The following is a 25,047-nucleotide window of genomic DNA, read 5'->3' on the forward strand; positions in this document are numbered from 1 at the left end:
CGTATTGCCGCTTTCCGATTACGACAGGAGAAGTACATCAGTGCAAATACTGTGCCCTTGCGGGAGCAAGTCCGGGATAGCGTCGAGTTCGTTCGCGTCGTCTGGGAAGAGATCGAGCGTTCGCTTATTGATAAAGCTTGACCGGCGGTATTCGCGAACGAGAAAAAGCCTTCCTAATGACAGACGTAAGACCACTGATCTCATCGCGAGACTCATGCTCCACAAGGCGTGATTATTGAGATTTGATACGGTTCTGCCAACCCCACCCTTCATTCAAAAGCTCGAAAGCAAGTGTTCCAACAACCGCCTGCGCTTCCGCGTCAGAACCCGCAACGCTTCTCACCGTTGAACCGATGTCGCGGTCTATGATTACTTGATTCAGGTGATCACGATATGAGAGCGCCAGTCGAAGGCTGTCCGACTGCTCAAACTGACCAGTTGAGAGTTCAATCGGGGATGGAGCTAGCACATAAAAATCGGCCAATGAAACCCCAACTCCAGACCCTCGTGCTGGAAGCTGTGGAGCAGGACCAGCGGCGTCCGGTAAGAACTCCGTCGAGCATTTATCTAGGGAGGGGTCCTGCTTTTTCTGATCACTCGTAACCCAATATTCAAAGCGCCAACTGGGAAACATCTCGCTAAGCTTTTCTCGGGCGTATGTTGAGCCGCCGCAAGCCTGAGGGCCGGTAAATGCTGTGAGTGCGAGCGCATAGTATGTCTGCCTGAACTGTTCCGCCTCCGCCTTATCCATACCTCCTAGTGAGTCTGCGATTGCGTGTCTCATAGCTAACAAAACGACATTCCGAGCGAGAGTCGGATTAGTACGCATCGCCAAGAGTGCTTTCTGCTTAACAACATCTGTCATTACCTTTGGGTCTGTATTGAGAGATCGAGTGGATGGATCATAAAGAGATCGTTCTACCAATTGCGCGGTGTAGTCGCCATAAGCGACACTCTGTTGTAGAACATAGCCTTCAGTCAACCAGCGCATCTTTGTGAGTAAATCTGCCCCCTTATGCTCCTCAAGTGCTTGGCGAAGCTGTGGAGTGGAGCCGTCCCTATAAAAGTTCTCGATTACTTTCGGCTTCACAAATACAAACGTTCCGCGTCCATCATTTCTGGAGAAATCAACGATAGTCGATAGCGCGATCCCGGTATCTATCAAGCCCGTAGAGTATGGACCGATCAGAGAAGCACCAAGCATATCTTGCCAGCGATTACTCGCTGGAGGGTTGGCGGCACCGGGTACGATCCCAAAACAGAGCAGATCCCGCAGCGGTGGCGAGAGCACATCACTCTCATTGCATTTAAACGAACTAAGCCTGTTAGCGGTTGCGGGCGCATCGATGGCAGAGCTTAGTTGATCGGCAAAAGAAGTGTCAACTACAGGCTGCGAGAATCGCGCAAGTATCGCGGCGGGCGGTACAGAAGATTGCGATAAAGCTTGGAAAACAAAGTCCCTTGCTGTCTTATAGGTATTGATACGCTGTGACTGGAAGGCCGACCAGCTACTCTGAAGTGTCGGATCGGCTGGGATGGCATCAGCTGGGAAGCTGTCCGCATCGATGATTTGCCCTGACCATTTAGCCGGTTTTACATAGGCATCCAGAAAGCCTGCCATTTGGGAATAGCAGTGTGTGGCGTAGTCACTGATATTTGGATTGCCAACGACGCCCACGAGAACATCGCGTGTCGGAATCGTGAATTGACCATTTAGACTAGTACCGTTAATTAGCGCATAACATTTTTGCCATTGGTTTAGTAATACCGCTTGGGTAAGCTTCTCATTTCTTAAAACGATGCTCTCGATCCTATCAAGTTGGCCTAGCACCTCTTTCCGAAATTCTTTTTGCTCATCTGCGAGTGTGGCTATCGCCCTAAGTGTTTGGACTTGGAGATCGATGATTTTGTCGAGTTTCTTATTTACCTCAGCAAATTGCTGTTCGAGATATTTCATCATTGCCGCGTAGTGCACGGCTTCAGCGTCAGGGGCACCCAGCCCAACGAGTGAAGTAATGCTTGAAAGCCCTCCAAGAATGTCCCCCGTCGCGAACTTGGTGACTCCGGTCGCGACTATCTGCGCACCTTGTAAGCCCGTCACAATATCGCTTGGAAGCCCAATGTGACCAGCGATGGCTGCGAGGTTTCCGAAATCCTGAGCAGCTTGCTGGAGATCGACTATGGCGTTCTCTCGTGCTTGATCTGCTTTTAGGCTCGTCGCGAGTGCAGTCTTTTGCTCTGTTGTCAGTTCGGGGAAAAGGCCACCCTCTACGGCTTGTAGCTTTTGCTCCGTCGACCAGCCAGAGTAGGATATCTGGGCCAACGTCTGCATCGCCTTGGACTGGCCTTGCACCTGTGATCGCAAAGCATCTAGCTTCTGGTTTGCCAAGTTCGTTGCATCCTCGACACTGGATAGTCTTGTGTTGATAGCGTCAAGGTGAGTATTTACTTGATCTTGGAAATCAGCGATTTCCTTTTTCGTATTGGCGAGTTCTTTTTGGATCGTCTTTACATCTGATGCTGTTCCTTCGGAGCGGGCCAGCGCTTCGACCCCAATATTGGTCGCGATATCGGTTGCATTTGCTTGGAGCATATCTAAACTTCCGGGGTCATCTTTGAGAGTCTCGCGCAGCGTCTGTCCCCCAACTTTCAGATCACCGACTCTTGAACGTAAATCGTCGGCTGTCATGCTCTTGAGTTGAACGTCGGTCAAACCACTATTCTTGAGACCTTGAGCCAAGATCGCTCGCGCCTGGTTCTCGGATTGCTCAATAACTAGTTGCCCGATCGCATCCCCAGTTTTTTTTGCACCCCATGCTGCCACCCCACTCACAGCTTTTGATAAAGGCTCGGGATCAACGGCGGCTCCATAAACCAGCGTCGTTCCGATGACATTGAAATTGGCTTTGACGAGCGAAGAACTCGCTCGTCCGAGATCAATCTGTTCCTTAACCTGAGCGGCCAGTGACATGTAACGATTGGCGTCAGACCGGGTCACGGCCCGATGGTCGTTAACCGAAACCCACAGAAGTTTACCTACGCTCCCACCGAATTCAATTGCTGAGGTGGCAACATCCGTTGGATCGGTGCTCCCCACAGCTTGCGCTGGTTGGACAAGGATTGAAAGCAGGATGATCGCGGTCCAGCGTCTTACTGCAATCTTGGAGTCAACGGTGCGAGACCATCTCTTCATTGAAAGATGGTGCTGCTGTGGATTGCGGAATCGCATTCTGTTCTCCTGGCGCAACAAAGAGAGGACTTTGACTGATGACGCGATCTCTTATGCCCTTTCGGGCGCTAATCTCTCGATTGCTGGAACACGGTACCCGAGGGTTCGAGCTATTTGGGTTGCTCCAACTTTTTCAGTCTGGCCTCGGCGTCGTTCAACCGCTTGGTCAGTGCATCATTCGCATCTGAAAGTCTCTTGATATCCGCCTTCAAAATATTCAGTTGTTCTTGCAATTGCTGCTTAAGGTCGGAGATGCTAGTTGCTTGCTGCGCTTGCAAGTCAGCCCAAGACGTAAACGTTCCAACACAGGCGTTAGGTATTTCTTGGTAGAAAGTGCCTGAAACGGCAACATTTGTTGAAGTCGCACATTTGTTCTGGATTGTGCCCTTACAGTAGCCATACTGTGGCGTCGGAAAAAGAGTTCCAGGGCCTGGATGCTGTACTTGATACCTCTGGTTGTGGACACATTCCGGTGTGACGCCATCGACATGTACGAGGTCCTGCGAGTGTGCTGACGAAGCGAGAGCCATTGATAGAACGGCGAAGAGAAGTGCGCGAAGGTATTGATCCTTTCTCGGTTCGGGCATCCTGTCCTCCTGATAATTGGTTGTGATCAGTGCAATTGTAGGCGACGCGCCCGTAAAAAATCTGCAACGAGTGGTAATTTTCTTGATGGAACGAGCTCCTCTGGAGTTTGCACGATCTCCTGTTTGCACACTCACTCGGCCACCGCTTCGGTGCAGGAGCTGCGCCCTTCGGCTCTGCGTTCAGAACTCGCGTACCGCACCCTCCGGCTTTTGGACTCCTCCCCCCTCGCAAGCTCCGGGTCCCCACTCCAAAAACTTCTTCTCTTGGCAACGCGGCTATGCCGCGACTTGGGAGCAGCGCACCTTTGCGCCCCTTCGGGATGTGTGTCCCGAGTGACCGGGCAAAAGGAGAAATACCATGCAGACCCAACAGACCATCACCCTCTTCGGCACCGTCAGCAACCCCGCCATCAGCCGCACTTCCAAGAACGGTCGCAAGTACACTGCCTTTGGGGTTTCCATCATCTCCGACCGGAACCTTCAGGCCTTTCACTACAACGTCGTAGCCTGGGGCAAGCAGGGCCACTTTGCCAAGCCTCTCCAGAAAGGCACCCGTGTAAAGCTCGTTATTCAGGCGCAGTCTCAGCCCGACAACATCGCTACGATCCCCCTACTCACCGCAACCTTCGTGCGACCGGTTCATCCGGTCGCATGAGGGCAACACAGGGGTTGTTATCGGGTTCTAATGGAGTAGCGGTATGTAATTTGACTGAATGAGGTCGGGCCATATGGAGAATCACGCCCCTCAAACGTCTACGAGGCTGCAAGCAGTCCATGTTTGCGAGAAATGTGAAACCCGTTTCCGTCCTGATGAAGTCAATGAGGACGTGAACATCACAGGGGTCATCGAGTGCAAGGTTTGCTCGCACATCGGACCGCTCCGTATCCTGATTCTTCCGCAGAACAATAGCTAATGGGCAAGACCTAAACGAAGCTGCTTGGCATTCGTCCGTTCCTTCAGGCGACGCACAAAGCCCCGCAGGAACTCACTGACAACGCGCCCTTGGCTGTCAGACCTGCAAGCGAGTCGTGTCTCCAGTCTCAGTCCAGCAATGCACAGCGGCCGTATGGTGATGCCATTGCGGGCGATTCTCCATGCTCCAGCTTGGGTAAGCACCGCTACGCCGAGCCCTCGCAAAACGAATTGAGAAGCATCTTCGGCGGTCATTACGTGATGGATCGACGTGCCGGGTTTCGTCGCCGGCTTCGCGGCCTTGCATAGCGCGTCGTAGAGCGTCGGATGGACGTGTCGCTCAAACAATATGCAAGAGACGCCTGCGAGGTGACTGTGATCCACTTCCGGGTTTAACGCGAGATCATCATCTTCCAACATGGCGACGAAGAATGGTTGATCGGAGACCGTTGCAGCACTGATGCGCGGAGTCTCCGGCATCCCAGTAAGAAAGGCCATGTCCAGAGTTCCGTTGAGCAGATCGTGAGAGAGATCAGCGGCGAGTTTGCTGCACAGTTTGATCTTGAGGTTTGGGAAAAGCGGCAACCGAAACGAAAGCAGATTGCTCAGGAGATACGGGTCGGTATACGGCGACTTGCCAATATGAAGAGTAATCTCGCAATCTCGATCTGCCTCACGGGCAATTTGAATTGCGCGCTCCGTATGCAGCAAGGCTATTCGAGCCTCTGGGACGAACTTCTCACCCGCTGGCGTCAGTGAAACCTTGCGGCTATCCCGAACGAACAGCGTTAGGCCTAGGAAGTTTTCCAGTGCATGTATTTGTTTCGTTAGGGTCGATTGTCCGATGTGGAGTTTTTGCGCTGCGCGGCAGAAGTTGAGTTCATCCGCCAGAACCACCGCAGCACGCAACCATTTTGTGTCGAGATCAGCCATGGCCCCTCACGGAAGAAACCACTACTAAGACCGCGCAAACACAACTCTCATTCGATGCAGAGTGATCCGGGGCGAGGTTGCCTATGGAATGAACGTGGAGAAGCAAGTTAGAAGTCTTGCGAAGCTCGGAAAATCTAAGCCGCCACGAATCTTGAACTATTCCATCTTGGAATAGCCATCAGCGAGAATTTCATTGGACAGTTTGGAGTGTCGGGAAGAAGTTTGAGGGTACGAGAACGGATTCTCACTTCAGAGGTTTCTCAATGACCGACGCGCAACTCAACTCAAGAACGCTATCGGGAGAACCACATACTCTCAACACAGATGAGCCTATCGCGAACGGAAGAGCTGCGCTAGACCCCGTGTACAAAAGCAGTAAACACTTCCTGAACGCTGATGAAGCAGCAGAGGTTCTCCGAATGGATAGCCGAACTCTTGTGCGTTGGGCGCGCCTTGGTCAGGTACCCGCACACCCTCTCGGCGAAGGGAAACGAAGGCTGTGGCGCTTCATTGAGACCGAGTTGATTTCCTGGCTTGCAGAGCGCGGAACACCCCTCAAGAAGCCTGTCGCTAATACAATGGATACAGCCATCAACGCTCATGCAAGGAGAACTGCATGAGCCGTTTCCAACAAGGAAGTATCTTGAAGCTGAAGCGCAAAAGCGGCCCGGATGTGTGGGTGTTTCGCTGGTATGACGAGTCCAGCGGGACGCGCACCTACAAGAAACGCACTCTCGGCACTGTGGCAGAGATGCCCCAGAAACGGGATGCGGAAAAAGCCGTGGCTTCCTTTCGCGCCAACATCAACACCGGGGTCAGGGTGCCGGAAACGGTATCGGACCTCATAGCCCACTATCTCAAACACGAACTGACGGCAGACAAGAAGGCATACGCCACCATCGAGGCGACGACGATCTATTTGGCTCGTCATGTCGGCCCCAAATGGGGAGCCAAGCATCTGTCAGACGTTCGGACCGTGGAAGTCGAGGAGTGGTTGCATACTCTTGATTACGCTCCTGCCACTAAGAGCAAAATCCGAAACATCATGTCGGCCTTGTTCAACCATGCCATCCGGCATGAGTGGATCAACCGGAATCCCATCAGCAAGGTTCGGGCTTCCGCGAAGCGCCTGCGGGAGCCGGATGTTCTGACTCCCGGTGAATTCGCGGCCCTGATCGAACAGTTACCCCTTCGTGAAAAGACGATGGTGATGCTGGCCGGAAGCACAGGGCTGAGAAGGTCGGAGCTGGTTGCGCTGACATGGGGCAACATTGATCCGTTCCTGGTTCAGATCAATGTCGTTCGCTCTTGCGTCCGCAATCACTTCGGAGACACGAAGACCGAAGCAAGCCGCAAGCCGGTTCCGCTCCACGCATCCGTAATTGAGTACCTCGACGAATGGAGACGAGTCTCGCCGTACAACAGCGACGGAGACTTCCTCTTTCCGTCTGTACGGCTGGAGGGCAAGAAGCCCATCACGCCCGATATGGTGCTTAAGAAGGTCATCCGTCCGGCTCTCGTTCGAGCGGGAATCACGGACAAGGTGATCGGCTGGCACAGCTTCCGTCACTCTCTGGCAACCAACCTGAGAGCGGCAGGAGTTGACCTCAAGACCGCACAGGAACTCCTTCGTCACGCCAACTCCCGGATCACGCTCGACGTGTACACGCGAGCGATCTCCGCGAACAAGCGCGACGCCAACAATAAAGTCATGGAGATGGTGTTGGAGGCCGGAAAAGGCCAAAATTCAGCACCCTCGCCAGCACCCTCGCGACAGGGAACGCCTTTACTACCGGGCAGCAAAAAGGGCGCTGAAATCATTCAGCACCCTTCAGCACCCTCGCGGGCTTCAAATACTTTTGTCACTGTGCCATAAACCATTCATTTTCTTTGGTTTATGGCGGGGACGACGGGGCTCGAACCCGCGACCTCTGCCGTGACAGGGCAGCGCTCTAACCAACTGAGCTACGTCCCCACGTTGTTTTCAACAACTTGGTTATTTACTTGGAACAGAGAGCTCACAGCTTCACTCTTCTCGCTCTGATCCAATATCGTCACCTTGAACTCAATATCGGGCATCATTGGATGCCGAATTGAAAACCAAAATCACCAACGCAACGACAAGATAAAGTCTATCAGATGAAGCGAGGTTTTGGTGTATGACTCGGAGGCTCCAGCGAAAATTCAGCTGTGAGGTAAGGTTTAAAACCTTCTTATGCGGACCATCCCGTGACGTTGGCAAGGTGATAGATTCACACGGCACTATTTCAGAGGCCACAGCCACGCTGCTCCTCGCACGCCGCTTGAATCACCATACTTCGCCGGCAAAATCGGGGTAGCCATTTCGCCACCGAACACATATTGGAGCACCTTTGCAGGCAGGTCCCGATAGAGATGCGCCGCCTTCGACAATCCTCCTCCGAACACCAAAACATCCGGGTCCAGCATATTGATCACGTGGGCTAATCCCCGGGCCAGCCGATCCTCGAACCGATTTACCGTAGCTGCTGCGTCTGAATCCCCGGCCTCATAGGCCGTCATAATTTCCCGCGTCGTCTGTTCCCTGCCTGTCGTTTTCCTGTAATCCCACGCCACTCCAGTCCCCGAGATCCACTTCTCCAGGCATCCCCGCTTCCCGCAATAGCAGTCCGGCCCTGGCAACTCTTCAGGTCGGGCCCACGGCAACGGATTATGTCCCCATTCCCCGCCTATCCGGTTCGGTCCGTCATGAACATGACCGTCAATGGCGATACCTCCTCCGCATCCCGTCCCCAGAATTACGCCGAAAACCAATCTCTTCCCCGTCGCAGCACCATCAGTAGCCTCGGAGACAGCAAGACAGTTGGCATCATTCGCCACGCGCACCTCGCGCTCCAGCGCATGGCACAGATCCCGGTCGAGGGGCTTCCCGTTCAGCCATACCGAATTGGCGTTCTTTACCAACCCTGTCACCTGAGAGATGCAGCCCGGTATACCCGCCCCCACAGTCCCGATTTGCCCCATTTCTCGCTCGATGCGTCGAACCAATCCAGCGATGGCTGCAATCGTCGCATCGTAATCGTCTCGCGGAGTGGCAACCCGATGTCTGACCAATTCCCTTCCCGTCTTGTCAAGCGCGAGCGCCTCAATCTTTGTTCCGCCGAGATCAACGCCGATACGCATCTCTAAATTTGTCATACCACTCTCATCCGCCACTTGCAGCTTTCCGTGGCCTATTAAATTTGCAACTTAACCTTACTCTGGGAAAAACGTTGAGTACATGGCATTTCAATCTATCGAGAATGAATTCTAACTTCATCATCTCCAGAAATTTGAGATAGAACTCCTGGAACGGTGCACCAACCAAGTTACGCTGCCCCAATAAATGTTCTTCTCCGATAAAACTCGTACCAGAATGCTAAAGTGTTACGGTCTTCTGGAGGCGGGAATTGATCATGACGAAAAGTGCCGAACACTTTACCCGTTCCCATCGAATCATCTTTAACATTCAAAGGCCAACCATGAGACATCTCAACCCAATCGGAATTTTGCTGCTTGCTGCAGCGGCCCTTCTTCCTCGCAGCGCAAGCCCGCAGACACCTTCCACTGACGCAGCTTCAAATGCAAAAATACTCAGCTACATTCACACCAGTTGGGACACTCTCTCCCGTTCCATGACCGACTGCAAATCGCTGGTCGATCCCAAGGTTACGACCGCCCCAATCCTGTATCTTCCTGCCGATCTCACAACGCCAGCTCCCGTCGCCGCCATGCAGAAACTCTGTAATGTGGAGGTGCGCAGACTGCCGCGAAAGATCACACGCATGGGCGACGTCAAGGTCAGTGAAATTCCCAAAGAGGGCCTCCTATATCTACCTAACCGCTACGTCGTTCCCGGCGGTCGCTTCAACGAGATGTACGGCTGGGACAGCTACTTCATCATCCTCGGCCTCGTGCACGATCATCGCTCCGATCTCGCTCGCGGCATGGTCGAAAACTTTTTCTATGAGATTGAGAACTACGGCGCCATCCTCAACGCCAACCGCACTTACTTCTTCACTCGCTCGCAGCCTCCGTTTCTTACCTCGATGATCCGCGAAGTCTATGAGCACCCTGACAACAAGCCTCTCTCGAAAGCATGGCTCGCCGAAGCCTACAGCTACGCACAACGCGACTATGCTCTGTGGACATCACCCGTCCATCGCGCCGGCGACACCGGCCTCGCCCGCTACAAGGACATCGGCGAAGGCCCCGTCCCCGAGATGGCCGACGACAGCGATTACTATCCCAACGTCATCCGCTGGTTGCTCGCGCACCCGGACATCCACACCGGCTATCTCATCGACGCCTCTGAGCACCCAACCCAGGCCCAGGCTGCCGCCCTTGCAAGGTCCAGTTGCGACATCACTGCATCCAGGATCTGTGCCCGCGCCTACGTCAGTGGTCACCGTCTCACCAGCGCCTTCTACAGTGGCGATCGCGCCATGCGGGAGTCAGGCTTCGACCCCAGCTTTCGTTTCGGTCCCTTCAGCGGTTCGACTGACCACTACGCGCCCGTCTGCCTCAATAGTCTCCTCTATAAATACGAACGCGACATGGCCCACTTCGCCACGCTGCTTGGCCGCCCCGCCGAAGCCACAGAGTGGGAACACCGCGCTACATCCCGACGCGATGCCATCAATAAATATCTCTGGAACCCCGCCACAGGCATGTTCTATGACTATGACTTCACCACGCATCAACGCTCGACCTACAACTACATCACAACGTTCTATCCCTTATGGGCAGGCCTAGCCAGCCGCGAGCAAGCCGTCGCAATAGACCATCATCTTTCACTTTTCGAGCACCCCGGCGGGATTGCCATGAGCGACTACAACTCCGGGGTCCAATGGGATCTCCCCTTCGGTTGGGCTCCCACGAGTTGGCTCGCAATCAAGGGCCTCTCGCAATATGGCTTCGCTAGTGACGCTTCCAGAACAGCCAACGAATTCTCGCAGACCATTCTTCAGAACTTCCTGCGGGACGGTACCATCCGCGAAAAATACAACGTAGTCAGCGGCTCCGCAAACGTCGAGGTCGCCACTGGCTACAAGAGCAACGCCGTAGGCTTCGGCTGGACCAACGCCGCCTACCTGCAGATGAGCGACCTTCTGCCTCACCCCAAAAAGAAGACCGCTAAAACATTAGGCCAATAGAAATATACTGAAAGCGTTCAAAAAATCTAAATTGGTGTTCATCGGTGCGGACTGGCGTTAAGCCTACCGCACCTTTTATTGCACCTTACCCAGAGGCCGCAACCGACGCAACTCCCCCGCACAGGCAATAGCATTCAAAGCCGCAAGCTTCAAATTATCCGCAGCGAGCCAAAGCCAGACCCGCGCCACACCCGCGCCACCGACATCCTCGCTAACTCGAACCATGATGTCTTCCTGACCGGCAGCACTCAAATTGCTCGGAGGATCAGATTCTCCACTGACCACATCCACATGCTCGCCCACCAGCGCAGCTTCTATCTGTTCCACGGTTGAGAATTGCTCAACCTCCACCAGCATAGAAATCGTATAGCCATGAAATACCGGCGCCTGCACTACCTGTAAAGCCAGCGGCGGTAGCAGTCCACCTGAGAGCTCCGCATACTGTTCCCGAATACGCTTCTCCGTGATAGCCAGCTTAACCTTCGCGTTCTCACCCAGCGATGGCAGCAGATTGAACGCAACCTGTGCGTCATACTGCTCCCGAGGCAGCGTCTGAAACGACAGCAGATTCACTGTCTGCTGATGTAACTCATCCATCGCAAAGCGCCCGCCCTCCGATGCCGGTTCCATCACCGTTGCCGCCACGCTCCTCAGCGCCAGTTTCGCTTGCAACCTCGCCGCCATCACTGCAAGCATCACTGCCGCAGGGTGTCCTGCAGTGACCGCAGGAGTATTGAGATCCAGCTCCCGCCCAGGCTCTGGCGTCTTCGCTGACAGCGCCTCCTTCACCCAGGGAGCCTGCGCCGGAACATCCTTCTCGCCGTCCAATGCATAGGTCAAATCTACGATGCTTGCTCCCGCCCGGCGCGCATCTTGCCAATACTTCTTCGTTACTTCCGCTGTGCCCGCAAAGAAAACAAAGTCCATTCGGTCGAACGAAGACGCCTCCAGCCGCTGAATAAACGAAACTTCATCGCCCGTCGCAGTAACCTGCCCGGCAGCCTCATCTTCGTCAAGCAGCACAAAATCCGAAGCCCCCAGCAGAGACTCACCCAATTCGTCGGTCAACTCTTTTCCCACCAGCGACGACGCGCCTACAATACCTATTCGATAAATTCCATTCGCCATATCTACTCTGCAATCTTCTTTCTCTGCAATCCAGACAAACTACCGCGCTTCAGTCGAATGATGCCGCCGCTCTCTGCTCCACGAATAAGCCAGCCGCGCCACCACGCCGGAGACCAGATAACCCAGCGCGAGAATAATCAACATGTACTCCGAGTAGAGCCACAGCAACGCGATCAGCACTCCAACCAATGCAACCATCTGGAACGGATGGCGGTTTCCCAGACTGATCTCCTTGCCGCTCCAGAAGCGCCAGCTACTCACCATCAGAAAGCCTGTGAACCCAATCAGACACATCCACACAACGGCGATCCATGGCCGGTTAATGGGCGATCCATTGAAGCAATGAATCACCGCGCAGATCACGCCCGCACCTGCCGGAATCGGCATTCCGACAAAATATTTGTGCCCGGGCCTGCCCGGGTTGCGAGGCTGCGGATTGATGCTGATATTGAACCTGGCCAGTCTGCACGCACCGCAGATAAGAAACACAAAGCAGACAAACACTCCAAGATGGAGGATCTGATCGCGCAAGCCCGGATACCCCATCAAGGGAAGCATTCGAAATCCCCAGATATATGCCAGCAAACTCGGAGCAACGCCGAACGTGATCACGTCGGCCAGCGAATCGAGTTCCTTGCCGAAGTCGCTGGTCGTGTTCGTCATCCGCGCAATACGTCCATCGAGACCGTCGAACAGAATGGCAAAACCGATGGCCAGCGCCGCATGGTCAAAGTGGATGGAATCTCCCACACTTCCCTGCACACTCTGCGTAATCGCGTAATAGCCCGCGGCGATATTGCCCGCGGTAAACAGCGAGGGCAGCACATACATCCCACGGCTCGGCTGATGTCTCCTGCCGCCTGTGTCCATCCGCGTCCCCTCGGACGCTCCGGCCTCCATCAGGCCACCACTGCCTTCGAATTGGTCGGGGGAACTACAGCAAGCACCGATGAACCGCCACGCACCCGCACACCTATCTTCACCTTTAACTCGGCCTCGGCTGGCAACAGCACATCCACCCGCGATCCAAACTTGATGAGCCCAACTCGCTGACCGCGTTCTACATGATCGCCGACCTTCACATTACACACAATCCGCCGCGCCAGCAGTCCCGCAATCTGCTTGAAGCTCACCGTATATGCCCCCGTGTCGATCACCACCAAAGTCTGCTCGTTATGCAGCACCGATTCCGGTTTCATTGCATTCAGAAACTCGCCCTTGCGAAGTTCAACCACCGTGACCGTCCCGCTCACCGGCGCACGATTCACATGCACGTCAAATACATTCAGAAAGATGCTGAGCCGCAACCGGCTTCCCGCCGTCGTCTCAAGCCACTCCGCCGCAGTCACCAGTCCATCGCCAGGCGAGACAATCTGCCCAGGCTCCTGTGGAATTACCCTGTTCGGATCGCGGAAAAACCACAGAAAGAACGCTGCCAGCACGATCGGTACAGCCACAAGAAATGCCGGCATCTTCAGATACCAAAGCACTGCTGCCACCACGCCGAGGCCTAACGCATAGAAAAATCCATCTCGAACCATAAGTGACTCGATTATAAGGCCACGCACACCTTCACTCAGCGTCTGTTCTCAGCCGCACGACACGCCAATAATGTTTAGTGCTCAGAAACTCTGGCGCCGGGACGCCGAAGCCTCTCCATCTCATCCTTCAGGCTCAGTTTCAGCTTCTTCAGCCGCACCTCTTCCACCTTTTCGTCCTCAGTCAGAAACAGCTTCGCGCGCAGTGTCTCTAATCTGCGTGCGTACAAACTGTGTTCCTGCTCGAGCCTGTAAATGGATGGAATCGACGTGGACTCAGGTAGCTCCGTAAACTTGGCAGTCTGCATGAATAAATACCTCCAGCATCAGACGACAGCTCACCGATTGGCCTAAACGCTATCACAGCTAAACCCGCGCTTGCAAAGCCACTTATACACTTTACGGTAACTCTAGTCGCATCAACACCGAATCATCCACAGGCCCGCTGTAATACCTCGGACGCCGTCCCACGGGAACAAACCCTAACCCCTGATACAACCTAATCGCGCTCTCACTCGACGCCCGAACCTCTAACTCCACCGCTGCGGCGCCAGCTCTTTTGCACCAATCAATCACAACCCCGCAAAGTGCACGTCCAACCCCTCCGCGTCTCGCCTGCAAATCCACCGCAATACTTTCCAACTCAGCCGAATTCCCGGCGACCTTGCCCACCGCAAACCCAATCAGCGCTCCCTCCACATCAGCTACAAACAAGCACCGCCGAAGATAATCGCCACTACCACCAATCGCCGCAGCATACTCCGCCTCACTCCAATGCGGAGCCTCCACCGTAGCCCTTTCCAGCGCAAGTACCGAAGCAAGATCCCCGAACTCACCCGCCCGAATGCAAACATCTTTCATTGCAGTACTGTCTTTGGCTTGGCAAAGATCTCCGCATCCGTCCGCCGAAGATAATTCGCATCAAGCACCGCAGCGTCATCCAAATTCCCCGCTGCAGCTCGCTCCATCGCAAACGCCAAAGCATCCCTCGCACCCGGCTCGGCAACCACCCAAGGCCTGAGCGCCGCCAAAGCCTCCGCAACCTTAATCTCGCAGACGATCACTGCTCCTCCAGCCGCAGCGGAAACTATCTCCTCCGTCGTTAGCAGGGTCTCTCGCAGGCATTTGTGGCCCAGATATTCCCCGCAATAAAACTCGCCCCGCCCCGCATCCAGGACCGCATGAACTACACCATCGCCACCGCCAGCCGCCAACAGAGCCAGCCGCGAAACAGCAATCAGCGGCACGCCTCCCGCCTCGCTCAAACCCTTCGCCGCACTCAATCCAACCCGCACCCCAGTAAATGACCCTGGCCCATGCACCACAACCACTGCGGTCAAATCTTGCAGCCTCCACGCACAAACCTCCATCACCCGCCGCACCGCCGGAACCAGCCGCTCCGAAGCCGTACGGCCTGGCAATACCTCCATAGCAACCACCGCATCGGCCAACGCCGTATCCGCCAGAGCCACGCTGCCTTCACTCCCGCATGTATTGATCAACAAAAACCGCATCACTCCCCTTCCTCCCGCTTCAAACCGGCGGCGTCACCCACAATCTCCACTAGAACTCCGCCCGTACTCCTCGGATGCACAAAAAAATACCGATGCCCGCCAGCCCCAACCCGCACCGCATCGCTAGCCAACTCAACCCCCTGCGACTTTAGCCTCTCAAACATCGCATCCACTCTGTCCACTCTCACCGCAACGTGATGTAACCCCTCGCCCCGCTTCGCAAAGAACCGTCCAATCACCGAATCATCTTCCGTTGCCTCCAGCAATTCAATCCGACTGTCCCCGAGCGGAAGCATCGCCGTCTTGACCTTCTCGTGCTCAACCGTTTCTTCGTGACTCACCGCGAGCCCTAGAGCCTCATAAAACCCCCGCGCCGCAGCTATACTCTCGACCGCGATTCCAAGATGATCCAGCCGAAGGCTTTCCGGCTTAAATCCAATGCTCTGCTTCCCCTTCTGCCCATACGCAGCACAACGTCGCACTGCGTCCATCAACTCACTCACTCCCGTACCATTCGTCGCCACCGTCCGCACCACTGGCGAAACCCACTCACCACTCGCCACCGCTAGTTCCTGCATCGCCAGAATCTCCGACTCCACCCGCTCGGCACCCTCGCGGTCACTCTTATTCACCGCAAAGATATCCGCGATCTCCATCACCCCCGCCTTCAAACTCTGCACCTCATCTCCCATTCCAGGAACCAGCACCAGGACTGTCACATCTGCCAATCCAGCCACCTCGACCTCATCCTGCCCCACTCCCATCGTCTCAATCAGAATCACCTGCCGCCCTGCGGCTCCCATCACAACGCACACATCCTCCACAGCCGCCGCCAGCCCCCCCTTCGCGCCGCGTGAAGCCATGCTGCGGATGAAGACTCCCTCGTCCCCGCTAAATCCCTGCATGCGGATACGATCACCCAGCAGCGCCCCACCCGTGTAAAGACTAGAGGGATCAACTGCGACCACACCCACCCGCTGCCCCTCCCGCCTTAAGAACCGCGCCATCTGATCGACCAGCGTGCTCTTCCCCGCCCCTGGAGGTCCGGTAACCCCTATCCGTAAGGGACTGCCCTCATACCTCCGGCAAGCCTTCACCAACTCAGTTCCAACAGCCGATCCGTCCTCCACCAGCGACACAGCACGGGCCAGCGCCCGCATTTCGCCAGCGCGCAGCCGTTCAACCATCCCCTCAACATCACCCAATTCGCTCACATCAGCGATAATACCTTTCTACCCACACGCAAAATAATATTGTCATCCTTCCGCAAAGCGGGAGGATCTGCTTTTCTCATGAGCTGCATCAAGTCCTCAAAGGGCATTTGTTTGCCTACTCACAGGCCAGTCATTTTTCACCTACACCATACATTTTTCACATACAATTCTCCCGACATCATTCCACTCCGAGGATTTGCCGTGAATCTTAACCGCCGCACCTTTACCGCTGGACTCTCCACACTCCTGGTCGCCCCCTCAGCGCTTGCTCAGATCGAAGGCGAGCGCATCGCCACCTCGCCTGCACATCCGGTCAAAGCCATTCAGGACACAGAAACCCGCGCCCAGCGCAACGCCCGCATGGCCTGGTGGCGCGCCGCCCGTTTCGGCATGTTCATCCACTGGGGCCTCTACTCCATCCCCGCCGGTGTATGGGACGGGAAAGAGATCCCCGGCATCGGCGAGTGGATCATGAACCGTGCCTCCATCCCGGTCGCCGACTACAAGGCCCTCGCGCCCAAGTTCAACCCCACCGGCTTCAACGCGCACGACATCGTCGCCCTTGCCAAGGCCGCTGGCCAGAAGTACATCGTCATCACCGCCAAGCACCACGACGGCTTCGCTATGTTCGACTCCAAGGTCAACAACTTCAACATTGTCGCCGCCACCCCCTTCAAGCGCGATCCGCTCCGCGAATTGGCCGAAGAGTGCAAAAAGCAGGGAGTCAAACTCGGCTTCTACTACTCCCAGGATCAGGACTGGACTGCCCCTGGCGGCGCGGCCCTCAAGACCGGCGACCACCAGCCCCCCACCTTCCACTGGGACCCTGCCCAGAACGGCGACTTCGCCACCTACCTCCACACTAAGGCCATCCCTCAGATGAAGGAACTGCTCACTAACTACGGTGACTTCCCCGTCGTCATCTGGTTCGACACCCCCACCAAGGACATGACGCCCGCCCTCGCCGGTGAGATCGTCGAACTCCTCAACCAGCACCCCAACCTCATCTGGAACAACCGTCTCGGCGGAGGCTACAAAGGTGACACCGAAACCCCGGAGCAGTACATCCCCGCCACCGGCTATCCCGGCGAAGACTGGGAGTCCTGCATGACCATGAACGACACCTGGGGCTACAAGTCCCATGACACCAACTTCAAATCCACCGAGACTCTGCTTCGTAATCTCATCGATATCGCCAGCAAAGGCGGCAACTACCTCCTCAACATCGGCCCCGACTCTCACGGCGTCGTCCCCGCCCCCGAGGTCGAACGCCTGCATGAGGTAGGCAAATGGATCGCCGTCAACGGCGATGCCATCTATGGCACCCAGCCGACCCTCTTCGGAGCGGAGGCTGGCTCCTTCAGCCCTACCGAAAAAGATGAGGACGGCAAGCCTAAATTCATCCCGGCATGGGACTGGCGCTCAACAACAACGCCAGACAAGATTTATATCTCCATCTTCAACTGGCCAGCCAACAGCACGTTCCACCTCGAAAAGCTGCCCCGCAAGGTCACTAGCGCTTATCTATTGGCTGACAAAGCTCGCAAGCATCTCAAGCTGATCCAAAGCGGAGATAGCCTCGACGTCCATCTTCCCGCAACGGCGTTGGACTCCATCGCCACCGTCCTGGTCCTCAACACCTCCAAATAAAATAAGCCCGGGGTGCGGCATCAACCGCACCCCACCTTTTCACCTTCGGCGAACCTTAGAACCCGTTCCAACTACGTTGCACCCAAACCCATAGTTTCTGGACAGGCTCTTAGATAGTTCAGGTACCGTTGCGCCCTGTTCATTGCAAGTCCAAGCACCACCCCGATCGCGGCGCCCATTGCAGGACCGATGGCGATGACGATGGCAACACCTATTCCCATACGATTCATGTGAAGCGCCCTCCTCAAAGTAAATAGCCCTACCATTGCCACGTCGAAAGTCGGGCGCGTAACTCTGTGGACTTTCAACGGACTCCCCGCCACGGCATTTTGTTCGTACTTGACACAAGTAGCTCATAAACAGCTATCCTCATCATCGAGCACCAACATACAAATCGCTTCCCCTTCAATCTGCAACGTCCGTCCAAGCATCTCTCCGGGAGCTTCACTGAATGTCCATGAAAGCCGCCAGCCTGTCCGATTCGGGCTTTACTACAGCCGCCCCGCCCAAGTCCAACGTCCGCTGGTTCGTCTGCTTCCTGCTCTTTCTCGCCACGACCATTAATTACATGGACCGCTCGGTCTTCTCTCTCATCGAGCCACTCCTCCATCTTCCCTTCATGGGCTGGATTCCCGGTCTTGACGCCGCCCATCAGATCGCCTACGACCTCAACTACGGCCGCATTCTCATCTGCTTCCAGATCGCCTACGGCGTCGGCTTCCTCTTCGCCGGCCGCATCATCGACAAGCTCGGCACCAAAACTGGCTATGCCCTCGCCATCGGCATCTGGGCCTGCGCCTCCATCAGCCACTCCCTCGTCGCCAGCGTCGCCGGCTTCTGCATCGCCCGCGTCTTCCTCGGCCTGGGCGAGTCCGGCAACTTCCCCGCCGCCATCAAGGCCACCACCGAGTGGTTCCCCGCCGAAGAACGAGCCCTCGCCACTGGCCTCTTCAACTCAGGCACCAACGCCTCCTTCTTCATCGCGCCCATCCTCATCGCCGCTGTCACTGCCAAATGGGGATGGCACGCCGCTTTCATTTGCACCGGTTCCATGGGGCTTCTCTGGCTCGTTATCTGGATAGTCTTCCCTTACAACAAGCTTCGCCGCGGAGCCACGCAGACCCAGGCAGACTTGGCCCCCGTCACCCAAGGCGGCCCGCTCTATTCCATCCTCGTCAAACACCGCGGCTTCTGGGCCTTCTGCATCGCCAAAGGCATCACCGACCCCATCTGGTGGTTCTATCTCTTCTATCTCCCCAAATTCCTCAACGACAACTACGGCCTCAACCTGAACGAGGTCAAATATCCGCTCATTGTCATCTACACCTTCGCCACGGTCGGCTCTATCGCAGGAGGCTGGCTCTCCGGCTTCCGCATGACCCACGGTCACAGCGTCAATTCAGGCCGCAAGTTCGCTCTCCTCATCTGCGCCGTGTGTGTGTTACCCATCATGCTCGTCCCGCACATGCATGTGATCTCGCCCCATAACGCCTGGCCTGCCATCGGACTCTTCTGCCTCGCCACCGCCGCGCACCAGGGATGGTCAGCCAACATCTTCTCCACGCCGACCGACATGTTCCCCTCTACCAGCGTCAGTACAGTTGTAGGCATCGGCGGAGCAGCCGGAGCGTTGGGCGGAGCAGTCTTCACTTGGCTCGTCTCCCACTTCTTTTCGCTTCACCCCATGCTCATCTTCACCCTCGCAGCGTTTGCCTACGTCATTGCGCTTGTGATCTTCCAGCTTCTGGTTCCCCGCCTGGGAGAGACCCGCACCGCATGAGAATAGCGCGCCCGAATCGCACGTCGAGGCGCGCTGCTCCAACTTCAATATCGCCTCTGGTATTACCTCCGTGTTACCCTTCTCCCATTTAGGAGTAAGGAGTTTTTCCGGGCGTGAAAAAAGAGGTCACAGAAGAAGTCACCGGCCACAGCCAACTGACCATGCAGGTCGTCGAGCATGTCCGCTCCCTCATTGCCAAAGGCGAGGTGCATCCCGGAGATCGTCTTCCCCCCGAACGCGAGCTGGCTCGCAAACTCAAGATCAGTCGATCCAGCCTCCGCGCCGGAATCGGCTTTCTGTCCGCTATGGGTGTCCTCAAAAGCCGGCACGGTGCCGGAACCTTTGTCTCCTCGGGCCCTCCCGCGCTCGATTCCAGTTCCCTCTCTGTCCTCGGAGCGCTCCACGGCTTCCTTCCCTGGCAGATGTTCGAGGCCCGCATCGTCATTGAATCCAACGTCGCCGCCCTCGCCGCAGAGCGCGCTACCGACGAGCACATCGCCGAACTTGCCGAAGAGGTCGCCGAGATGTATGCCTCGCTCACCGACCCTCAGGAATACCTCATCCACGACGTTCGTTTCCATCGCACCATCGCCCGCGCCTCCGGTAATCCCATCCTCGGCGCGCTCATGGAGACGATCACGGCCAATCTCTACGAAGGCCGCAGCAAGACCGTCCAGCACGCCCAGGACCTCAAAGAGTCCGCCGAGATGCATCGCGAGATCTACCGTGCCATCCGCTCTCACAATCCCGCCAAGGCCCGTCAGACCATGGAGCAGCACCTCAGCCTTGCCAGCAAAGCACAGGCCGCCGAAACGAGCACTCCCGCAGCCTCGCCCGGTGAAGAAATCCACGAAGAAGCAGCTATTCCTCTAGCTAAGCAATAAAGCAACTCTCCTTCACCCACCAAAATGCACAGGTGCTCCATCCTTCACATAATTTGTGAAGGATGGGATCGCAAACCTCACCACGCACAGAACCGGGCGCTCTACTTCCCCTTCTCGCAGACGTGGACAGAAACGCCCCAGACCCAACCCGCATCCCTGCTAAACTGAGCATTGGCCCCCACCATGTCTGAAGCCCAGAAAAAGTTCTACCTCACCACGCCCATCTACTATGTCAACGCGCGCCCGCACATCGGTCACGCCTACACCACCATCGCCGCGGACGTTATAGCCCGCCGCCACCGCCTTCTCGGCGACGACACCTTCTTCCTCACCGGCACCGACGAACACGGTCAGAAGATCGAACGCAGCGCCACCGCGGCCGGCATCCCGCCACAACAGTTCGCCGACCAGGTCTCCGCCCAGTTCGAATCGCTCTGGAAGCGCATGGGCATCACCAACGACGACTACATACGCACCACGGAGTCTCGTCACAAACGCGGCGTGCAAAAACTCTTCCAGATTCTCCGCGACCGCGACAAGATCTACCTCAGCACCTACACCGGCCAGTACAGCGTCGGCGAAGAGATGTTCATCGACGGACCTCCCGGCACCATTGGCCCGGACGGCAAGCCCACCGAAACCATCACCGAAGAGAACTACTTCTTCCGCCTCTCCGAGTACCAGCGCCCCCTCATCGACCTCATCGAAAGCGGCGAACTAAACATCCAGCCTGAGGTCCGCAAAAACGAAGTCCTAAGCTTCCTCCGCGGCAACATCTCAGAAACAGACAAAACCGAACTCTCCGCCAAAGGCACTCCTTACGTTCCCGGAGCCCTCAAAGACCTCAGCATCTCGCGCTCCAGTTTCAAGTGGGGCATCCCTGTCCCCGGCGACGAAAAACACGTCATCTACGTCTGGCTCGACGCCCTTGCCAACTACATGACCGCCATCGGCTACGGCAGCGACGACCCAGCCGATCAAGCCAAATTCGAAAAATACTGGCCCGCCGATCTCCACCTCGTAGGCAAAGAGATCATCCGCTTCCACTGCGTCTACTGGCCTGCCTTCCTGCTCGCCGCCGACCTCAAGCTACCAAAGGCCATCACCGCCCACGGCTGGCTCCTCTTTGAAGAATCGAAGATGTCGAAGTCTCGCGGCAACATCGTCCGTACCGAAACCATCCTCGACGCCTTCGGCACACTGTTGACCAAATCCGAGGCCGACCGTCGCGTTAAGGGCACGGCTTCAGCCGTGCCGCAGCCCCCCCCAATCACAGATGCGGCTTTAGCCGCTGTGGTACCGTCTTCTTCCGAAGAGCCAGCGCCTCCCACCAAAGCCGAGCAAGACCTTTTCGCCGCCGACGTCATCCGCTACTTTCTCCTCCGCGAAATCCCTTTCGGAAAAGATGGAAGTTTCAGTTTCGATGCGCTAATCCAGCGCTATAACAGCGACCTAGCCAACGGCTACGGCAACCTAGTCAGCCGCACGCTCTCAATGATCGGAAAGTATTTCGAAGGCTTTATTCCAGAGATGGATGAATCTGTCACAGAAGAGATTTCATCATTTCGAAAAATGCAAGAAACGGTGAACTTCAAAGACGGATTTATATCTGCTCTTCTCGGGAATTTTGAACGAGGCGAGTTTGATCGATTCCTTCAAGGAATGTCTATTTATGTCATTGGCATAGTTGATGAAACGTTGACGCTTATGGCTCCTTGGAAAAATAAGACGACCGAAGCTGAGACCACAAGGAATCGCATTTGGGCTTTGTATTATGCCGCCGAATCCATCCGCATTATTACCGCGCTTCTCTATCCAGTGATGCCCTACGCCGCATCCAAAGTCTGGGCACAACTAGGCCTCGGCGACATCGAACAAGCCGCCGCAAACGGCGAACTGAAAGACCTCCGATGGGGCGGCCTGAAACCCGGCACCAAACTAGGCCCACTCTCCCCGATCTTCCCCCGAGCAGACAAAGGACTTATCCAGATCATGACTGACATGGAACAGAACAGCGCCACCCCGAAACCAACCGAGCCAGTCGGACTACCGCAGGTCAACATCGAGGTCGATAACCCCGCGCACGAGCACACCGAGTTCCGCGAATCCCCCATCTCCTCCGAATCCGCCACCCCGTCCATGAACCTTATCGCGGAGACCGTTCACCCCATCGCCCATCAATCCGCCGTCCCAGACACCCCTCAAATCGTCATCGACGACTTCGTAAAGATCGATCTCCGCGTAGCCAGAATCACCGTCGCCGAGCGCATTCCCAAGGCCGACAAGCTCCTCCGCCTCGAAGTCGATCTCGGCTACGAAAAGCGCCAGATCCTCTCCGGCATTGCAGAGTGGTACACCCCCGAAGAGCTCATCGGCCGCAACATTGTAGTCATCGCCAACCTCGCGCCCCGCAAGATGCGTGGCCTGGAGTCCCACGGCATGTTGCTTGCCGCCTCGCACGGCGAAAACGGCAAGCCCGTCCTCGCCACCTTCGGCGAAGACATAGCCCTGGGCTCCCGCCTGCGTTAGCAGGCGGGCTTTACGAGAACTTCGGTGCGGACTGCTTCCCCACGGCAACGACAAAGTAACGTGCCGGAGTCGTACCGACGTTCTTCAGGCTGTGCATCACATTCGACGCGGTAAAGACGACGGCTCCCGGGCCAATCTGCCCCTTCTTCCCATCGGAGTTGACCTCGAGAGTCCCCTCACGGATCAGCAGAAATTCCGAGTGACTATGCCGGTGCGGCTTATGTGGCATCTGTCCCGCCGGCAGGGTCGTCTCATGCGACTCCACGAACTCTCCCGTCGGCAAGGTCCCCTGAATCACCGCGCGGCTCTCCCCGCCATTTGCCGAGTGCTTCACCGGAAGCGTGTCGAAGGGAAAGATCTCGGAGTGCGCCAGCGTCGCGCCCTCCGTGCTGCCTGTCTGTGCTTCAGCCGATACAGTGCCCACCGCGGCCAAGGCCGACAAGGCAATACAAAGATCACGACGGTTGATATTTTTCATGCCGCCATGCTAACCCACCCATCGGTCACTTCGCCACTCGCCACCATCTCACTCTGAACGAAGGCGCAGCCGAGTCAAAGGACTTCCAGCAGCTTCAGCGCTCCTAAGATGGCCCCGGGCAAAGACTCAGACTTGTTGCACGCCCGACTCCCGCCCAATCGCAATCACGAAATATTGCGCCGCAACGCTCCCGACATTCTTCAACCCATGCGTCTTCTCCGAAGCGGCGAAGATCACGCCGCCCGGCCCGACGGTCTCTTTATTGCCATCATTGTCGAACTCCACCGTACCCTCGCGAATCATCATGAACTCCGAGTGCCGGTGCTTATGCGGCGGATGCGGCATCTGTCCCGGCGGCAGCGTGGTCTCATGCATCTCCACATACTCGCCGGTCGGCAATACGCCCTTGGTCACATGCCTGCTCTCGCCGCCGTTCTTCGAATGGCTTACTGGCAATTTGTCGAACGGAAAGGCCTGGGAATCCGACAATACCTTGTCTCCCGGATTGGCCAGCGCCTGCGCTTGGGCAGCCACACTCCCCATCGCAGCAAAGGCCGACAGGGCAACACAAAGATCACGACGACTCAAATTTTCCATGCCGACATCTTACTCGCCGATCTCGCCGCTGGCCAACTGCCGTCTCTCCAACAGAGCGCAGTTTGTTATTGCTGACAGCGCCGCTATGACTTGAGCATGCGGGCAAAGCCGGCAAGTCCTACAATGCCGGTGCCAAGCAACAATAGTGACGAAGGCTCGGGTGTTCGAGCAGCAGCAACGTTGACCGATTCCAAATGTCCGCTGCTGAAGTCGGTAGCCGCAAGACCAGGATTGCTTCCCGTCGCGTTGTTATAGAAGCCGTATATCTGGAGTGAGGAGGGCGCCACCGTTCCCATTGAAGTTCCACACTGCGCACCGCCGATGCAGAGGTCGAATTGACCGTCAGCGCCGGCAATCGTGTTGAGGTAAAGCGCTATCTGGCCTGTATTGTTGGAGGAACCAATGTAATTCTGACTTAAGCCGTTGTAGACGTTGGTGGACGATATCGCGTTGAAGTACGGAAGGCCCGGATTGTCGAACTTCGAATCGTTGAAGCTAAGTCCAGCAGCCGTAGCATTGCCGGCATTGTTGAAGGTAACTGTACCTGTGACGGAGTAGCCATCGACAAATGCATTGTCGAGATTGTAGACACCCGCGGCAATGGTAGAAGCGTGCGCAGCGACACCGAGGCCGAGGGCCAAGAACGACATGAGGAGAAGAAAACGATGATGCATGAAGGTTCTTCCTTTAAGCGCAGAATTGGAAGATATCCACGGTCAAGAGGCACCAGCAGGAGACCTCGCGGCGAGTTTTTCCAAACGCTTTATTTACTCATGTCGACGGTAACAGGAGACGCGCAGATTCTTGATGGAACTTTCTACAACTTTGGTATACATCGGCCCCCTGGTGCATAAAGAGGGCGCAGGTGTCACGACAGGGTTGCAATGGCGCCGAGCACC

Annotated in this window: 23 protein-coding genes and 1 tRNA gene; 8 read left to right on the forward strand and 16 right to left on the reverse strand. The window is 56.1% G+C overall.

Translation table 11 applies throughout. The features are described 5' to 3' along the window. Positions 1-232: 232 nt before the first annotated feature. On the reverse strand, positions 233-3,229 hold the full coding sequence (locus P4G45_RS09585; protein WP_348266257.1) for a hypothetical protein: 2,997 nt from the start codon (positions 3,227-3,229) through the stop codon (positions 233-235). 110 nt (positions 3,230-3,339) lie between these two features. Beyond that, positions 3,340-3,816: a hypothetical protein gene (locus P4G45_RS09590; RefSeq protein ID WP_348266258.1), complete on the reverse strand. Its 477-nt coding sequence runs from the start codon at positions 3,814-3,816 to the stop codon at positions 3,340-3,342. Positions 3,817-4,174: 358 nt separating this feature from the next. Between P4G45_RS09590 and P4G45_RS09595 the strand changes: the two genes are divergently transcribed. After that, entirely contained in the window at positions 4,175-4,471 is a 297-nt protein-coding gene (locus P4G45_RS09595) for a hypothetical protein (RefSeq protein WP_348266259.1), read from the forward strand. A gap of 255 nt (positions 4,472-4,726) precedes the next feature. Here the strand turns inward: P4G45_RS09595 and P4G45_RS09600 are convergent, their stop codons facing one another. Beyond that, complete coding sequence (locus tag P4G45_RS09600; RefSeq protein ID WP_348266260.1) at positions 4,727-5,662, reverse strand: LysR family transcriptional regulator; 936 nt, start codon at positions 5,660-5,662, stop codon at positions 4,727-4,729. 419 nt (positions 5,663-6,081) lie between these two features. Between P4G45_RS09600 and P4G45_RS17045 the strand changes: the two genes are divergently transcribed. Further along, complete coding sequence (locus P4G45_RS17045; RefSeq protein ID WP_373695307.1) at positions 6,082-6,282, forward strand: helix-turn-helix domain-containing protein; 201 nt, start codon at positions 6,082-6,084, stop codon at positions 6,280-6,282. Continuing rightward, a complete protein-coding gene (locus P4G45_RS09605; RefSeq protein WP_348266261.1) occupies positions 6,279-7,538 on the forward strand; it encodes a site-specific integrase in 1,260 nt (419 codons plus the stop codon). Before P4G45_RS17045 ends, P4G45_RS09605 begins: the two co-directional genes overlap by 4 nt. 22 nt (positions 7,539-7,560) lie before the next feature. On the opposite strand, the gene P4G45_RS09610 is transcribed toward P4G45_RS09605, so the two are convergent. Further along, positions 7,561-7,637, reverse strand: a tRNA-Asp gene (locus P4G45_RS09610). Positions 7,638-7,924: 287 nt separating this feature from the next. Continuing rightward, on the reverse strand, positions 7,925-8,839 hold the full coding sequence (gene mak, locus P4G45_RS09615; RefSeq protein ID WP_348266262.1) for a fructokinase: 915 nt from the start codon (positions 8,837-8,839) through the stop codon (positions 7,925-7,927). A gap of 323 nt (positions 8,840-9,162) precedes the next feature. Here mak and P4G45_RS09620 point away from each other — a divergent pair, with 323 nt between their 5' ends. Continuing rightward, positions 9,163-10,836, forward strand: coding sequence for a trehalase family glycosidase (locus tag P4G45_RS09620; protein WP_348266263.1), 1,674 nt, complete (start codon positions 9,163-9,165; stop codon positions 10,834-10,836). Between the two features lie 75 nt (positions 10,837-10,911). On the opposite strand, the gene P4G45_RS09625 is transcribed toward P4G45_RS09620, so the two are convergent. The 7 genes from P4G45_RS09625 to meaB all read right to left on the reverse strand — a co-directional run bounded on the left by P4G45_RS09625 (position 10,912) and on the right by meaB (position 16,230). Next, positions 10,912-11,964: an Asd/ArgC dimerization domain-containing protein gene (locus P4G45_RS09625; RefSeq protein WP_348266264.1), complete on the reverse strand. Its 1,053-nt coding sequence runs from the start codon at positions 11,962-11,964 to the stop codon at positions 10,912-10,914. 39 nt (positions 11,965-12,003) lie between these two features. Beyond that, on the reverse strand, positions 12,004-12,864 hold the full coding sequence (pssA, locus tag P4G45_RS09630) for a CDP-diacylglycerol--serine O-phosphatidyltransferase (protein WP_348266265.1): 861 nt from the start codon (positions 12,862-12,864) through the stop codon (positions 12,004-12,006). After that, the gene (locus P4G45_RS09635) at positions 12,864-13,505 is read right to left on the reverse strand and encodes a phosphatidylserine decarboxylase (protein WP_348266266.1); all 642 of its coding nucleotides are present in this window, start codon (positions 13,503-13,505) and stop codon (positions 12,864-12,866) included. The genes pssA and P4G45_RS09635 overlap by 1 nt, the downstream gene beginning before the upstream one ends. Positions 13,506-13,579: 74 nt before the next feature. Then, a complete protein-coding gene (locus P4G45_RS09640; protein ID WP_348266267.1) occupies positions 13,580-13,810 on the reverse strand; it encodes a hypothetical protein in 231 nt (76 codons plus the stop codon). Between the two features lie 91 nt (positions 13,811-13,901). Then, a complete protein-coding gene (locus tag P4G45_RS09645; RefSeq protein ID WP_348266268.1) occupies positions 13,902-14,363 on the reverse strand; it encodes a GNAT family N-acetyltransferase in 462 nt (153 codons plus the stop codon). Further along, positions 14,360-15,016, reverse strand: coding sequence for a tRNA (adenosine(37)-N6)-threonylcarbamoyltransferase complex dimerization subunit type 1 TsaB (gene tsaB / locus P4G45_RS09650; RefSeq protein ID WP_348266269.1), 657 nt, complete (start codon positions 15,014-15,016; stop codon positions 14,360-14,362). The genes P4G45_RS09645 and tsaB overlap by 4 nt, the downstream gene beginning before the upstream one ends. Continuing rightward, positions 15,016-16,230: a methylmalonyl Co-A mutase-associated GTPase MeaB gene (gene meaB, locus P4G45_RS09655; protein WP_348266270.1), complete on the reverse strand. Its 1,215-nt coding sequence runs from the start codon at positions 16,228-16,230 to the stop codon at positions 15,016-15,018. The genes tsaB and meaB overlap by 1 nt, the downstream gene beginning before the upstream one ends. Before the next feature lie 201 nt (positions 16,231-16,431). Between meaB and P4G45_RS09660 the strand changes: the two genes are divergently transcribed. After that, the gene (locus P4G45_RS09660) at positions 16,432-17,880 is read left to right on the forward strand and encodes an alpha-L-fucosidase (RefSeq protein WP_348266271.1); all 1,449 of its coding nucleotides are present in this window, start codon (positions 16,432-16,434) and stop codon (positions 17,878-17,880) included. A gap of 71 nt (positions 17,881-17,951) precedes the next feature. On the opposite strand, the gene P4G45_RS09665 is transcribed toward P4G45_RS09660, so the two are convergent. Beyond that, a complete protein-coding gene (locus P4G45_RS09665; protein WP_348266272.1) occupies positions 17,952-18,110 on the reverse strand; it encodes a hypothetical protein in 159 nt (52 codons plus the stop codon). 221 nt (positions 18,111-18,331) lie between these two features. Between P4G45_RS09665 and P4G45_RS09670 the strand changes: the two genes are divergently transcribed. The 3 genes from P4G45_RS09670 to metG all read left to right on the forward strand — a co-directional run bounded on the left by P4G45_RS09670 (position 18,332) and on the right by metG (position 23,073). Next, complete coding sequence (locus P4G45_RS09670) at positions 18,332-19,660, forward strand: MFS transporter (protein WP_348266273.1); 1,329 nt, start codon at positions 18,332-18,334, stop codon at positions 19,658-19,660. Between the two features lie 113 nt (positions 19,661-19,773). Further along, on the forward strand, positions 19,774-20,544 hold the full coding sequence (locus P4G45_RS09675; protein WP_348266274.1) for a FadR/GntR family transcriptional regulator: 771 nt from the start codon (positions 19,774-19,776) through the stop codon (positions 20,542-20,544). A gap of 183 nt (positions 20,545-20,727) precedes the next feature. Next, entirely contained in the window at positions 20,728-23,073 is a 2,346-nt protein-coding gene (metG, locus tag P4G45_RS09680) for a methionine--tRNA ligase subunit beta (protein ID WP_348266275.1), read from the forward strand. A gap of 10 nt (positions 23,074-23,083) precedes the next feature. Here the strand turns inward: metG and P4G45_RS09685 are convergent, their stop codons facing one another. The 3 genes from P4G45_RS09685 to P4G45_RS09695 form a co-directional block, all read right to left on the reverse strand. Next, positions 23,084-23,551, reverse strand: coding sequence for a cupin domain-containing protein (locus P4G45_RS09685; protein ID WP_348266276.1), 468 nt, complete (start codon positions 23,549-23,551; stop codon positions 23,084-23,086). A 126-nt stretch (positions 23,552-23,677) separates the two neighbouring features. Next, complete coding sequence (locus P4G45_RS09690) at positions 23,678-24,148, reverse strand: cupin domain-containing protein (RefSeq protein ID WP_348266277.1); 471 nt, start codon at positions 24,146-24,148, stop codon at positions 23,678-23,680. An 83-nt stretch (positions 24,149-24,231) separates the two neighbouring features. Continuing rightward, a complete protein-coding gene (locus tag P4G45_RS09695; protein WP_348266278.1) occupies positions 24,232-24,822 on the reverse strand; it encodes a PEP-CTERM sorting domain-containing protein in 591 nt (196 codons plus the stop codon). Between the last annotated feature and the right edge of the window lie 225 nt (positions 24,823-25,047).

It is taken from the genome of Edaphobacter paludis, from assembly GCF_039993895.1.
Classification (GTDB): Bacteria; Acidobacteriota; Terriglobia; order Terriglobales; family Acidobacteriaceae; genus Edaphobacter; species Edaphobacter paludis.